Origin of the sequence: Candidatus Poriferisodalis sp., assembly GCF_965204125.1 — a bacterium.
Classification (GTDB): Bacteria; Actinomycetota; Acidimicrobiia; order Acidimicrobiales; family Poriferisodalaceae; genus Poriferisodalis.
Genome location: NZ_OZ241968.1, coordinates 1,164,128 through 1,177,734 on the forward strand (window position 1 = coordinate 1,164,128; position 13,607 = coordinate 1,177,734).

General features: G+C 69.3%; 12 protein-coding genes and 1 tRNA gene. 9 read left to right on the forward strand and 4 right to left on the reverse strand.

Features of this window, described 5'->3' with window-relative positions; translation table 11 throughout:
• The first annotated feature begins 28 nt into the window (after nt 1-28).
• Complete coding sequence (gene selA, locus ACOGXD_RS05445; RefSeq protein WP_419916893.1) at nt 29-1,315, forward strand: L-seryl-tRNA(Sec) selenium transferase; 1,287 nt, start codon at nt 29-31, stop codon at nt 1,313-1,315.
• Between the two features lie 26 nt (nt 1,316-1,341).
• The gene (gene selB, locus ACOGXD_RS05450; protein WP_419916894.1) at nt 1,342-3,066 is read left to right on the forward strand and encodes a selenocysteine-specific translation elongation factor; all 1,725 of its coding nucleotides are present in this window, start codon (nt 1,342-1,344) and stop codon (nt 3,064-3,066) included.
• An 80-nt stretch (nt 3,067-3,146) separates the two neighbouring features.
• On the opposite strand, the gene ACOGXD_RS05455 is transcribed toward selB, so the two are convergent.
• Both ACOGXD_RS05455 and ACOGXD_RS05460 read right to left on the reverse strand, forming a co-directional pair.
• Complete coding sequence (locus ACOGXD_RS05455) at nt 3,147-3,413, reverse strand: WhiB family transcriptional regulator (protein WP_419916895.1); 267 nt, start codon at nt 3,411-3,413, stop codon at nt 3,147-3,149.
• Between the two features lie 65 nt (nt 3,414-3,478).
• On the reverse strand, nt 3,479-4,954 hold the full coding sequence (locus ACOGXD_RS05460) for an NfeD family protein (protein ID WP_419916896.1): 1,476 nt from the start codon (nt 4,952-4,954) through the stop codon (nt 3,479-3,481).
• A 91-nt stretch (nt 4,955-5,045) separates the two neighbouring features.
• Here ACOGXD_RS05460 and ACOGXD_RS05465 point away from each other — a divergent pair, with 91 nt between their 5' ends.
• The 3 genes from ACOGXD_RS05465 to ACOGXD_RS05475 all read left to right on the forward strand — a co-directional run bounded on the left by ACOGXD_RS05465 (nt 5,046) and on the right by ACOGXD_RS05475 (nt 6,781).
• On the forward strand, nt 5,046-5,432 hold the full coding sequence (locus ACOGXD_RS05465; protein ID WP_419916897.1) for a response regulator: 387 nt from the start codon (nt 5,046-5,048) through the stop codon (nt 5,430-5,432).
• An 80-nt stretch (nt 5,433-5,512) separates the two neighbouring features.
• A tRNA-Pro gene (locus ACOGXD_RS05470) sits at nt 5,513-5,586 on the forward strand.
• Nucleotides 5,587-5,761: 175 nt separating this feature from the next.
• Complete coding sequence (locus ACOGXD_RS05475; protein ID WP_419916898.1) at nt 5,762-6,781, forward strand: NAD(P)-dependent oxidoreductase; 1,020 nt, start codon at nt 5,762-5,764, stop codon at nt 6,779-6,781.
• Here the strand turns inward: ACOGXD_RS05475 and ACOGXD_RS05480 are convergent.
• Both ACOGXD_RS05480 and ACOGXD_RS05485 read right to left on the reverse strand, forming a co-directional pair.
• A complete protein-coding gene (locus ACOGXD_RS05480) occupies nt 6,778-7,797 on the reverse strand; it encodes an aspartate-semialdehyde dehydrogenase (protein ID WP_419916899.1) in 1,020 nt (339 codons plus the stop codon). The genes ACOGXD_RS05475 and ACOGXD_RS05480 overlap by 4 nt on opposite strands.
• An 84-nt stretch (nt 7,798-7,881) precedes the next feature.
• Nucleotides 7,882-9,108 (reverse strand): aspartate kinase, encoded by a 1,227-nt coding sequence (locus ACOGXD_RS05485; RefSeq protein ID WP_419916900.1) that lies wholly within the window; start codon nt 9,106-9,108, stop codon nt 7,882-7,884.
• Nucleotides 9,109-9,213: 105 nt separating this feature from the next.
• On the opposite strand from ACOGXD_RS05485, the gene ACOGXD_RS05490 reads away from it, so the two are divergent.
• The 4 genes from ACOGXD_RS05490 to ACOGXD_RS05505 all read left to right on the forward strand — a co-directional run bounded on the left by ACOGXD_RS05490 (nt 9,214) and on the right by ACOGXD_RS05505 (nt 13,605).
• Nucleotides 9,214-10,146 (forward strand): peptidylprolyl isomerase, encoded by a 933-nt coding sequence (locus ACOGXD_RS05490; RefSeq protein WP_419916901.1) that lies wholly within the window; start codon nt 9,214-9,216, stop codon nt 10,144-10,146.
• Nucleotides 10,147-10,202: 56 nt separating this feature from the next.
• The gene (gene aat, locus ACOGXD_RS05495; protein WP_419916902.1) at nt 10,203-10,910 is read left to right on the forward strand and encodes a leucyl/phenylalanyl-tRNA--protein transferase; all 708 of its coding nucleotides are present in this window, start codon (nt 10,203-10,205) and stop codon (nt 10,908-10,910) included.
• A 146-nt stretch (nt 10,911-11,056) separates the two neighbouring features.
• A complete protein-coding gene (locus tag ACOGXD_RS05500) occupies nt 11,057-12,991 on the forward strand; it encodes a methylmalonyl-CoA mutase family protein (protein WP_419917359.1) in 1,935 nt (644 codons plus the stop codon).
• A gap of 68 nt (nt 12,992-13,059) precedes the next feature.
• Nucleotides 13,060-13,605: a hypothetical protein gene (locus ACOGXD_RS05505; RefSeq protein ID WP_419916903.1), complete on the forward strand. Its 546-nt coding sequence runs from the start codon at nt 13,060-13,062 to the stop codon at nt 13,603-13,605.
• Nucleotides 13,606-13,607 lie beyond the last annotated feature (2 nt).

Consider the following 13,607-nt stretch of genomic DNA (forward strand, 5'->3'; position numbering starts at 1 on the left):
ATGAGGGGGTGCCAGTAGTGTCCGGGCGATGAGGCCGCCGTCGGTGAACGACCTGGCGCTGCGGATCGCGGACGTGGGCTTGCCGCACCCGCTGCTGGTCATCGCCGCCCGGGCGGCCATCGCCGCCGGCGACGCCGACTCGGCGGCCGACGAAGCGCACCGGCTGCGCCGCAACCTGCTGGGGCCTGCAGTGAATGCCACCGGCGTCTTGCTGCACACGAATCTGGGCCGAGCTCCGCTCGGGAATCAACACAGCCGAGCACTGCTTGATCTGGAATCTGACGACCAACCGGTGCGGTTCAGCAACCTGGAGTTCGACCTGGCGTCGGGCCGGCGCGGCTCGCGCACCACGCACGCATCGCTGCTGCTGGCCACGCTGACCGGCGCCGAGGCGGCGCTCGTGGTCAACAACTGCGCCGCCGCGGTGACGCTCGTGCTGGCGGCTCTGGCCCGCGACCGCGGCGTGGCCGTGTCACGCGGCGAGCTGGTGGAGATCGGCGGCGGCTTCCGGGTGCCCGAGGTGATGGAGCAGTCGGGCGCACGGCTCGTGGAGGTAGGCACCACCAACCGCACCCGGGCAGCCGACTACCGCGCCGCTGCCGAGCGCGACGACATCGCGCTGCTGCTGAAGGTGCACCCGTCCAACTACCGCATCACCGGCTTCACCGAGGAAACCGGCGTGGCAGACCTGGCCGCCATCGGTCCGCCGGTGGTGTCCGACCTGGGCTCGGGCCTGCTCGACGAACGGTGCGATTGGCTGGGGCAGCGCCCCGACTGGCTGGCCGGCGAGCCGGGTGCCCGCCAGACGCTCGCAGCGGGCGCGGCGCTGGTCACGTTCTCGGGCGACAAGCTCATGGGCGGGCCCCAGGCCGGGATCATCTGCGGCCGGGCCGACCTGATCGCCGCCTGCGCAGCGCACCCGCTGATGCGTGCCTTCCGGCCCGGATCGCTGGTGCTCGACGCATTGCAGTCGGTGGCACTGGCGTACCTGCGCCGCGATGCCGACGCGATCCCGTTCTGGCGCATGGCCAAGGTGCCAGTGGAGGAGCTGGCCGAGCGCGCCGAGGCGCTCGGCGTGGGGCGGCCGTCGCAAACGACGGCACTGGCCGGCGCTGGGTCGCTGCCCGGCCAGGAGATCCCCTCCGCGGGCATCGAGCTCGACGGCGACTACGCGGCTTCGCTGCGGGCGTTCGACCCACCGGTTGTCGCCCGGGTCAACGAGCAGACCACTGTGATCGACCTGCGCACGGTGGATCCCGCCGACGACGCCGTCGTGGCGGCCGCCGTCCGCCAAGCACTCGGCGAGCAGGCCTGAACCACGGCATCGGGCAAGCTGGCAGCGTGCACATCGTCGGCACTGCGGGCCACGTGGATCATGGCAAGTCGACGCTGGTGCGCGCCCTCACCGGCACCGACCCTGACCGGCTGGCCGAGGAGAAGGAGCGCGGGCTCACCATCGACCTCGGCTTCGCGTTCTGCACGCTGCCGTCGGGCCGGCAGGTCAGCTTCGTGGACGTGCCCGGGCACATCCGATTCGTGAAGAACATGCTGGCCGGTGTGGGGGCGGTGGATGCCTCCCTGTTCGTGGTGGCAGCGCCGGAGGGCTGGAAACCGCAGTCGGCCGAGCACCTGGCAATCCTGGAACTGCTCGGCATCTCGCACGGCGTGGTGGTGCTCAGCCAGATCGGCCTCGTCGACGACGAGCTGGCCGAGCTGGCCCGGCTGGACGTGCTGGAACATGTCGACGGCACGTTCCTGGAGCATGCGCCGGTGGTGGCCACCGACGCCGTCGACGGCACCGGGCTGGACGAGCTGCGCAGCGCGCTCGACGACTTGTGCGCTGCCACGCCCACCGCCGCCGACCATGACCGGCCGCGCCTGTGGATCGACCGGTCGTTTGCGGCGACCGGGGCGGGGCGGATCGTGACCGGCACGCTCGCGGGCGGCAGCGTCTCGGCCGGCGACGAGCTGCGAACGGCGCCCGGCGGCCGCACTGCACGGGTGCGGGCAATCCAGACCCAGAGCACCGCGGTCGAGCGCATCGGCCCAGGACACCGCGTCGCGCTCAATCTCACCGGTGTCGACGCCGACGACCTGGGCCGAGGCATCGCCCTGGTGCGATCCGACCAGTGGCACCACACCCGCAGCGTCGACGTGGAGCTGACCGTGCTCGGCAGTCTCGGCAGCGACGTGACCCGGCGGGGCGCCTACGCCATGTACCTGGGGTCGGGCGAGTGGCCGGTGCGGCTGCGCGTGCTCGGGCCCGAGCGCATCGCCCCCGGCGAGACCGGCTACGCCCGGCTGCACCTGCCGGTCGCGCTGCCGCTCGTGATGGGAGACCGCTTCGTGCTGCGCGACTTCGGCCGGGGACAAACCGTGGGCGGCGGCAGCGTGCTTGATCCCGATCCGCAGCTCCGGGCGGCGGTGGCCCAGCCAGACACCCGCGTCGAGCGCATGATCGCCGAGCGGGGGTGGATCGAGGCGAAGCAGCTCGAGCGGCTGACCGGCGAGCGGGTGGAGCCGGTACTGGGCGGCTGGGTGGCACCGCCCGAACTGGTCGAGGCGCTGGTGGACGATCTCCGGGAACAGATCGAGCGCGCCGGACCCCTCGGCTTGGACATGGCCGGACTCGACGAACGCCAGCGCCTGGCAATCGGCACGCTCGACGGCGTCGCCATCGAAGCGGGGCGGGCCCGGCCTGCCGACGCCGCCGACGTCCTCGCCGACCACCCGGTCATCGCCGAGCTGGCCGCAGCGCCCTTCTCCCCGCCCCCGCCGAGCGGCGTCAGCCAGCGGGAGCTCCTGGCGCTGGCGGCGCGTGGCGATCTGGTGCACGCGGACGGGGTCTGGTTTGCGGCGTCCGCCATCGAGGCTGCTGCCGAGCGAATCGCCGGCCTGCTCAGCGCTCAGCCCGACGGCGTCACCGTGGCCGAGATCCGCGAAGAACTCGGCACCACGCGGAAGTACGCGCTGCCGCTGGTGGGCTACCTGGACCGGACGGGGGTGACGCGGCGGCGCGGGGACCTGCGCATCGCCGGGCCGCGGCTGCCCGAAGTATCTGGCTAGAGGCTGAGCCGGAAGGCGAAGCCGTGGCCCGAGCGGCCCGTGAGCGCAGCGAACAAGAGCGGACGACGGGCGGGAGAGCGCTAGCTGGCGTCGGTGCGCAGCAGCAGCATGTTGCGGCGCTCGATCTCGTTGCGCCCGCCCCAGATGCCGTGCGCCTCACCGACGTCGAGCGCATGGTCGAGACAGTCGTCGATCACCGAGCACTGGCCGCAGATGGCCTTGGCTCGGGCTTCGCGCTCAGCTTTCTCGTCGCGCCGCTCGGTGCGGGGCGGCGGGAAGAAAACCGCCGCCTGAGGTCCTCTGCAGGCTGCCTTGTCCTGCCACTCATCGACCAGCAGAGCGCTCATATGTCCCCCTTGTCGGAGGGGACACTAGATCACGAAAAATCGCTTGACAAGAGGTAAACGAAACCTCATTCGGTTTCGGAAACCGTCGAATCAGTTTGTTTTCGGCGCATCTGCCGGTAGTCGACCGCGGCACCTTCGAGCGGCTCCACCTCCAGCACCACCCCGCTCAGGCCGCTGACCCGCAGCGGCTCGCCCGCCTGCAGCGGCGTCAGACGGTTGACGCGGGCTCGCCACCGGGCACCGTGGACCTCGACGGTGCCGTCGGGATCGATGTCGGTCACCGCAGTGCCTTCCACCCCGATCAGCCACTCCCGCCCCACGGTGGCGGTGCCGTAGCGGGTACGGACCAGCGCAGGCAGGCCCGACAGCACGAAGGCGCCGACACCCACCAGGCCCACCAGCAGCGGGATCCAGCTCATCGAGTGCTGGCCGAACAGCGTCAGCGAGCCGGCGAGCACCGCTGCGCCGCCCGCCGCTGTCCAGAAGCGCGGCACACCGGTCTGGATGTCCACCGCGAATGCCACGAAGCCGGCGATGAGCAGCACCAGCGCCCACAGCCGGACGTCGAGCGTTCCCAGGCCGAACGCGGCGAGCAGCACGCACACCGCGGCGACCATGGCGGCGATGCCGATGCCGCCGGTGTAGAAGTCGAGCAGCAGCAGCGACAGCCCGGCCAGCAACAGCAGGTAGGCGACCGCCGGGCTGGCAGCGGTGTGGAAGAGCCCGTCGAGCAGCGGCAGCTTGACGAACGACACGACCACGTCGTCGGCCGGGGCCCGCCGGACCACGCCGTCGTCGCCGGTCACGTTCTGGCCGATCGGCGGCAGCAGGCCCTCATCGGACATGGCGAACAGGAACTCGCCGATCACCGGCGCTGTGCTGTGGGTGAGACCGGCGCCCTTCGCAGTGTCGGCGTCGTAGTGGCGGACGCTCGTGCCCGAGTGGAGCCCGTCGCCCTCGTGACTGTGCACAGCCTGGCTGGAGGCATTGTCGGCAGCGGCGCCGAGCTGGCTGTCGTGCCGCGAGGCGGCGCCATGGGCATGGACGAGGCCCGCCACCGCGGTGAACTCGCCGATGCGGCCGCCGGGCGCGATCGCAGCGAAGTCGGCTGCCGTGGCCAAGTGGGCGGCGCCGCCGAGCGCCTGCGCTCCGCTGGGGCCCACCCACACCCCCACCGGCAGGTGCGCGAGGCGAACGCTGTCGAGCAGGTCGACCAGCTCGTCGTCGTCGAGCGTTGACCCGGCGCTGTCGACCTGCAGCACCACGCCGATCGCGTGGAGTCCGTCCGCGGTCACGAGCTGGCGCTTGATGTACGACGCCATGATCGGATCGATGAGCCCGTTCACCTCCACCACCACGATCTGGCGCGGGCGCGCCTCCCCGGTGATATGGGGCGTGGTGGGATCATCGGGGATCACATGCGGTGTTTCGGGGTCGTCGTGCGCTGACGCCGGCATGGCGACCAGACCCAATACCGCCGACAGCAGCAGCGTGGCAGCCACGAGCCGCGCGAGCCCGCGACGGTGCAGACGTACCTTCACCACAACTCCTTGCATCGGCGGCCGCCCGAACTCTAGAGGTTGACCCCGCAGGCGGAGCCGGGGCCTGCGGGTCCCATTACGCTGCGCCACCGTGACCGACGTGCTGCTGGCCACCGACGCCGACTGGGTCGTCGAAGAGGTGGCAGCGGCGCTTGCTGCCCCCGAGGTGACCTTCCGGGTGGTGCGCTCAGGCCAGGATGTCCGGCCTGCCGTGGAGGCGAGCACACCGGACCTGGTGATCCTCGACTTCCAGATCGGGAACATGGGTGGCATGGCCACCTGCCTGGACCTGCGCCTGGAATCGGGCATGGGACGGCTGCCGCGGGTGCCGGTGCTGATGCTGGCCGACCGCGAGGCCGACGTCTTCCTGGCCCGCCGCTCCGAAGCCGATGCGTGGCTGGTCAAGCCGCTCAACCCGCTGCTGCTGCGGCGCACCGCGCAGGAACTGCTGCAGCGGGATGCAGCGAGCACGGGCTGAGCCGGCCCGTATTGCTGTAGCGCTCCCCCGTGCCGGACCGGTAGCTTCGGCCGGAGCGATCCGCCTGTGGTGGTCGCGTACGGGCAGTGGCGCAGGTTGGTAGCGCGCTTCGTTCGGGACGAAGAGGTCGTGGGTTCAAATCCCGCCTGCCCGACTGTTTTTTGCGAGCACGAAGCTTCGCCGTGCTCGCGACAATAGAAATGCGAGAAGGGCTTCGCCCCTCGCTCGCGACAATAGAAAGCGCAGGCTTTGCCTGCGCTTTCGACAATTGGTGACGCAGAGTCTCGGTGCGTTCTCAGCCTGGGATGCGGGCGGCGGATACTTGCGTTATGGCAGAGGTGAGTTCTGGATCCGCCCGCGCTCGGTGTGTGGGGTTTGTTGGGCTGGGGAATGTTGGGGGGAAGCTGGCTGGGTCTTTGTTGCGCAATGGGGTTGAGCTGATGGTGCGGGACTTGGATCCGGGGGCTATGGCGCCTTTCTTGGAGGCTGGCGCCTCGACGGCTGGCTCGGGGGCGGAGCTGGCGGAACGCTGCGATGTGGTGATTACTTGCTTGCCTTCGCCTGCTGCGGTTGCTTCGGTGCTGGAGGGGGCCGATGGGGTACTGGCTGGGTTCGGCTCGGCCGCGTCATCCAGCTCGGCTGGGTCGGGGGTGAAGATTTGGGCTGAGATGAGCACTACTGATCATCATGAGGTGCGCCGGCTGGGTGCGCTGGTGGAGGCGGCGGGCGGTGCCGCCATCGACTGCCCGGTGTCGGGCGGCTGCCACCGGGCTGCCACCGGCAACATCTCGATCTTCGCCGGCGGCGAGCGCAGCACCTTCGAAGCGATGCTGCCGCTGCTCGTGACCATGGGGCGGCGGATCCTGCACACCGGGGCGCTCGGCTCGGCATCGATTCTGAAAGTGGTGACGAACTACCTGGCCACCGCCAACCTGGTCTCGCTGTGCGAAGCCCTGGCCACCTCCCAGGCGGCGGGCATGGACCTGGCCACCACGTACGAGGCCATCCGCATCAGCTCGGGCAACTCGTTCGTCCACGAGACCGAGAGCCAGGTGATCCTGAACGGCTCCCGTGACATCAACTTCACCATGGACTTGGTGTGCAAGGACATCGGCCTGTTCGCCGACATCGCTGCCGAGCACGGGCTGCCGCTGGAACTGTCGCCGGTGCTGGTGGACGTGTTCGCCGACGGGGCCGCTCGCTATGGCGACCGGGAGTGGTCGCCGAACGTCATCCGGCGGCTCGAAGACGCCACCGGGCAGACCGTCACGGCTCCCGGCTTCCCGGCCGAGATCGTCGACGACGAGCCCGAAGTGCCAGGCGCCGAAGTGGTGGTGCGTCGCAGCTAGGCGGCAGCCAGCGTCTCGGCGATCTGGACTGCGTTGAGGGCGGCGCCTTTGCGGAGGTTGTCTCCTACTACGAACAGCGCCAGGCCGTGCTCGACGGTGGGGTCGCGGCGGATGCGGCCGACATAGGAGGGGTCGCGGCCTGCCGCTTGGAGCGGCGTCGGCACGTCGGCCAACTCCACGCCCGGCGCTTCGGCCAGCAGCTCGGTTGCGCGCTCAGGCGAGATGGGTCGCTCAAAGCGCAGGTTCAGCGACAGCGAGTGGCCGGTGAACACCGGCACCCGGACGCAGGTGCCTGACACTGCCAGATCGGGAATGCCCAGGATCTTGCGGCTCTCGTTGCGCAGCTTCTGCTCCTCGTCGGTCTCGCCGAGGCCGTCATCGACGAAGCTGCCGGCCTGGGCCAGCACGTTGTGGGCGATCGGGCCGGGGAACTTGTCGGGCGCGGGATGGGTGACCGCATCGCCGTCGTAGGTGAGCGCAGCGGCACCCTCCCTCGTTGCGGCCAGCGCCTGGTCCAGCTCGTCGACGCCGGCCAGACCGGCACCGGACACGGCCTGGTAGGTGGCCGCCACCATCGAGGTCAGGCCGGCCTCGGCATGCAGCGGCGCCAGCACCGGCATTGCCGCCATCGTCGTGCAGTTGGGGTTGGCGATGATCCCCTTGGGAGCGTTGAACACCTCCTTGGCGTTCACCTCGGGCACCACCAGCGGCACATCGGGGTCCATGCGCCAGGCAGACGAGTTGTCGATGACCGTGGGGCCTTGGGCTGCGACGCGCTCGGAGATGGCTCGCGAGGTGGTCTTGCCTGCGGAGAACAGGGCTACGTCGAGACCGGTGAAGTCGGCTTGGGCGGCGTCCTCGACAGTGACTTCGGATCCGTTCCAACCGATCTTGCGGCCGGCTGAGCGGGCCGACGCGAAGAGCCGCAGCTCGTCGATGGGGAATGCTCGCTCGGCCAGGATGGCCCGCATCACGCCGCCCACTTGGCCGGTGGCTCCGACGATTCCTACTCGCATGGGGTCGAGGCTACCGACCTGCCCTTGGCGGTCTTCTGTGAATTACCGGGGTGGGCGGGGGCAGGCCGTGCTTTCTTCGCCTGGTCAATCCAGGCCGAAGGCTGTGTGCAGGGCGACGGTGGCTCGGTCTACGTCTGCTTCGGCTACTACGCAGGAGATGCGGATTGGTGAGGTGGAGATCATCTCGATGTTGATGTCTTGGGAGGCCAGCGTCTCGAACATGGTGGCGGCCACGCCGGGGTGGCTGGCCATGCCGGCACCCACGAGCGAAACCCGGGCGATGTCGGCATCAGTGTTGGTCGACGAGAAGCCCACCGTGTCCACCATTCCCTCACAGATGAGGCGCACCTCCTCGGCGCTCTCTGCGGGAACCGTGAACGAGATGTCGGTGCGATCGTGGTCGCCCACGTTCTGCACGATCATGTCGACCACGACCGCAGCGTCGGCGAGCGTGCGGAACACCTTGGCAGCGATGCCCGGCTCGTCGCGGACGCCGACCAGCGTCACCTTGGCCTGCGATGTGTCCGGCACGATGCCGGTCACAATCGGCTTTTCCATTTCCCTCGCGTCCATGCCTGACTCCGTGTCAACGACCCATGTTCCCGATTCCCATGTGAATGCCGAGCGCACGTGCAGGGGAACGCCGTACGTGCGGGCAACCTCGACCGAGCGGGCAGCCGGCTTGGGGCAGCCCATCGCGGTCATCTCGAGCAGCTCATCGAACCCGATACGCGCAATCTTGCGAGCGGCGGGGCACACGCGTGGATCGGTGGTGAACACTCCTGACACATCGGTGTACAGCTCGCAGGCGTCGGCGCCGAGACCGTGCGCCAGGGCGACGGCCGTGGTGTCGGATCCGCCGCGGCCCAGGAATGTCACGTCGTTGTCGGTGGACACGCCCTGCGCGCCGGCGACGACAGCGACGCGACCGGCTTCGAGCGACTCGGTGACCCGCTTGGGCGTCACCGACAGGATCTTGGCGTTGCGGTGGTTCGTGTCGGTGAGAAAACCCGCCTGGCTGCCGGTGAACGAGTCGGCCGGCACGCCCACGTCGTGCAGTGCCATGCACATCAGCGCGATGGCCTTGCGCTCGCCTGCGGTGATGAGCATGTCGAGCTCGCGGCCCGAGGGCTCGTCGGTGATCTGGGTGGCCAGCGCTATGAGCTCGTCGGTTTCCGAGCCCATGGCGCTGACGACGAGCACGATCTCGTCGCCGCGGCTGCGGCAGTGCTTTACGTGGTCGGCTACCTCGCGCATGCGCGCCGCGCTGGCGATGGATGTTCCGCCGAACTTCTGCACTACCAGGGGCACGTCGGGCGAGGGTATCGGGGGCGCTCTCGGGCGGACCCTGTGATTGCGTCCGGGGTGCTATCGAGGCGTCGGTAGTGTGACCGCCGGCACATCTCAGGGGCACTTATGAGCAGCGAGAAACGACAGCGGCAGCGGGAGAACCGCATGCGGGCGGTTGCCGAAGCGGAACGCGTGAAGAAGCGCTCCAGCACCACCCGCAAGGTGTTGCGGGTGGTGCTGGCTGTGGCTGCCGTGCTCTTGGCTTTGCTGCTGTGGAGCATCTTCAGCGGCGACGACTCTGACGGCGGAGACGATGCCGCAGATGCCGCGGTCGCTGCCGAGGCGACTGAGGTCACCTCGTTCGAGACTGATGAGCCGGGCGACGAAGCGGCGCCGGTTACTGAGGCTGCGGCCGAGTCTGAGGCCGACAGCAGCCCCGATGTCACCACCGCGCCGGATCCGACGTCGTGTCCTGCCCCCGACGGCAGCGATGGGCCGCTCAACCAGTTCGACGCTCCGCCGCCGCTCTGCATCGACCCCGAAACCATGTACGCCGCGGCCTTCGAGACGAACATGGGCAGCTTCACGATGCTGCTCGACCCGGCGCTCGACATCGCCAGCGTCAACAACTTCGCAGTGCTTGCCCGCTGGGGCGCTTTCGACGGCACGCTGTTCCACCGGATCATCTCCGACTTCGTGATCCAGGGCGGCGATGTGCAGCTCGACTTCGGCCGGGGCGGGCCCGGCTACCAATTCACCGGCGACTTCCCGCCCGCGGACGACTGGTACCGGATCGGCTCGGTGGCCATGGCCAACCGGGGCAATCCGGCCACCAACGGCTCGCAGTTCTTCGTGATCACCGGCCCCAACGGCGCCGGTTTGCCGCCGCTCTACTCGCCGCTCGGCCACGTTGTCGAGGGCATGGACGTCGTCATGGAGATCGAAGGCGTCGCTACCGGCGCAGGCGACGTGCCGGTCCAGGATGTTGTGGTCAAGAGCGTGACGATCAGCGAGGCCAGCCAGGCCCAGATCGACGCATACACCGATGCGCGCAGCTAACGGGAACAAGGCGGCGGGCCCAACGCGTCGAACCGATCAGGCGTAGAGTCGCCCTCATGCAGCGCCAGTCAGAAGACGGCCCCACGGAGCCGCCCGCGTCGGGATGGTCATTCCCTCCCGCGTCGACCGCAGACGAGAACGGCCTCGTTGGCGCCGGAGCCGATCTCGAGGCGGGCACGCTGCTCGGCGCCTACCGGGCCGGGCTGTTCCCCATGCCGCTGGGCGACACCGTGGGCTGGTGGTCGCCCGATCCGCGCGGCATCCTGCCGCTCAGCTACCTGCGGGTGAGCCGCTCACTGCGGCGAGCCTGCCGACGCTTCGACATCCGCATCGACACCGCCTTCGAACAGGTGCTGGAATCGTGCGCCGATCCCGCCCGCCCGCACGGCTGGATCAGCGACGACATGCACAACGCCTACCTGCAGCTCCACGAGCTCGGGTGGGCCCACAGCGTGGAGACCTGGCTCGACGACGAGCTGGTGGGCGGCCTGTACGGCGTGGCCGTGGGCGCCTTCTTCGCCGGCGAGTCGATGTTCCACACTGAGAGCGACGCCTCCAAGGTGGCCCTCGTGGCGCTGGTTGATGCGCTCAAGGTGACCGGGGGCGCGCTGCTCGACGTGCAGTGGACCACACCGCACCTGGCCGGGCTCGGCGCCGTGGAGGTCGAGCGTGCGGCCTACCTGGAACTGCTGGCCGAAGCCATCACCCGGCCGCTGCCTGAGATCTGGCTGCGCCCGATGGTCTTCCGCATGCTCGACGGCTGAGCCCGGGCCCCGGGCCCGAGCGGCCCGTGAGCCCAATCACATGAAGACTGGGAACAAGAGCGGGCAACACGGGAAGGCTCTGAGGGGCCGTAGCGTTCACGATCGTGACGGCTTCCGACTCTCCAGGGCGCTCGCGGCCGTGGCTGATGCGCACGTACTCGGGGCACTCCACGGCCCAGGCCTCCAACGAGCTGTACCGGTCGATGCTGGCCAAGGGCCAGACCGGGCTGTCGGTGGCCTTCGACCTTCCGACGCAGACCGGCTACGACCCCGACCACTCGATGGCGCGCGGCGAGGTGGGCAAGGTGGGCGTGCCGGTCACCCACTTGGGCCACATGGCCCAGCTCATGGACGGCATCCCGCCCGATGCCATGAACACCTCCATGACCATCAACGCAACGGCGCCCTGGCTGCTGAGCCTCTACATCGCCAACGCACAGAACGCCGGGGTGGTGGCCGAGGCGCTGCGGGGCACCACCCAGAACGACATCGTGAAGGAGTACCTGAGCCGGGGCACGTTCATCTTCCCGCCCGAGGCCAGCCGCCGGCTCACCGTCGACGTAGTGGCGTACTGCTCGCAGCACGTGCCGCAGTGGAACCCGATCAACGTGTGCAGCTACCACCTGCAGGAAGCCGGCGCCACGCCCACCCAGGAAATCGCCTACGCGCTGGCCACCGCAATCGACGTGCTCGACGCGGTGCGCGACAGCGGCAAGGTGCCCCCCGAGCGATTCGACGCCGCGGTGGGCAGCATCTCGTTCTTCGTGAACGGGGGCATCCGGTTCATCGAAGAGGTCTGCAAGGTGCGGGCCTTCACCCAGATGTGGGACCAGATCTGCGCTGAGCGCTACGGCGTGGCCGACCCCAAGCTGCGGCGGTTCCGCTACGGCGTGCAGGTGAACTCGCTCGGGCTCACCGAAGCGCAGCCCGAGAACAACGTGGCCCGGATCACGCTCGAAGCCCTGGGCGTGACGCTGTCGCAGCGGGCAAGGACCCGCTCGCTGCAGCTCCCTGCTTGGAACGAGGCGCTGGGGCTGCCGCGGCCCTGGGACCAGCAGTGGTCGCTGCGGATCCAGCAGGTGCTGGCGCACGAGACCGACCTGCTGGAGTACGGCGACATCTTCGACGGCTCGGTGGTGGTCGAGGGACGTACGGCCGAGCTGGCGGAGTCGGCGCGAGCCGAGCTGGACGACGTGCTCGCGTTGGGTGGCGCGTTCGCCGCGATCACCGAGCTGAAGCGGCGCCTGGTGGCGAGCCACACCGAGCGGGTGCGCCAGATCGAGGCCAGCGAGCTGACCGTGGTGGGGGTGAACGAGTTCACCGAGACAGCGCCGTCGCCGCTGGAAGGCGACGAGTCGATCCTGCGGGTGGATCCCGAGGTAGAAGCCGAGCTGGTCGCCGATCTCGAACGCTGGCGCAGCGCACGCGACTCGAACCGGGTCGTCGCAGCCCTCGACGACCTGCGGGTGGCCGCGTCGGGCGATGTGAACATCATGGGGCCGAGCATCGAGGCCGCTCATGCCGGCGTGACGACCGGCGAGTGGGCCCAAGCCCTGCGCGAGGTGTTCGGCGAGTTCCGTGCGCCGACCGGTTTGGGAGGCGCCGGTGCAGGGCGGGCGTCGAGGGGGACAGCACTGGCGACCGTGGCCCAGCGGTGCGCCGCGATGGAGGGCGGGCCGCCCAGGGTGCTGGTTGCCAAGCCAGGCCTCGACGGCCACTCCAACGGGGCCGAGCAGGTGGCGGTAGCGGCACGCGACGCCGGCATGGAAGTGGTGTACGAGGGCATCCGGCTGACCCCGAGCCACATTGCTGCTACCGCACGTGACGAGGATGTGGACGTGGTGGGCCTGTCGATCCTGTCGGGCAGTCACCTGGAGCTGGTGCCCGAGGTGCTGGCGTGCCTCGACGCCGAGGGCGTGAGCGCCCCGGTGGTGGTCGGCGGCATCATCCCGCCCGCGGACCATCAGGCGCTGCGCGACGCCGGGGTGGCTGCGGTCTACACCCCGAAGGACTTCGAGCTGGCCGCGATCATGGCCGACATCGCCGGCTTGGCCGAGCAGTCACGCGCCGGCACCGGCTGAAGCACGCACCACGCTCATGTCGTGCACGCATCGCCGACGACATCCCCTCTCGGAGTCGTGAGGATCCTGTGACGAGCACCGCCGCACGCACCAAGCGCCGCCGTCTGTGGAAGCTGCTTGTACCGGGCTTCATCGTGCTGTACATCGCCATGATCCCGCTGAATTCCGTGCTCGAGTCCGAGCACGTCGAGGTATTCCCCTTCTTCAAGTGGAAGCTCTTCACCCACATTCCCGATTGGGAATCGTTCGAGTACGGCCTCGTCATCGATGCGATCGACGGCGAGCCGCCCGCAGAGACCTATTACCTGATCCCGAGCGACGACGTCCGCGACTGGAAGGCGCTGCGACGCGTCGCGATCGCGTGTGCAAAGGACCGTGGCTGCGAAGAGGACGTCACCGGCGTGCTGTACCCGATCATCGAGCGGGCACTCGGCGAGCGCAGCATCGATTTCAGCATCGTCAAGGCCGACGTCGACCTGCATGAGCTGCAGGACAACATCGACGATTTCGCCGACGGACGGTTGACCAGGACGGATTTCTTCCGACCTAGTGAAGTCATCGCCCAGTGGAATACCCGCACGGGCCGTCTCGAAGCCACGCTGGACGGCGGCTGAGC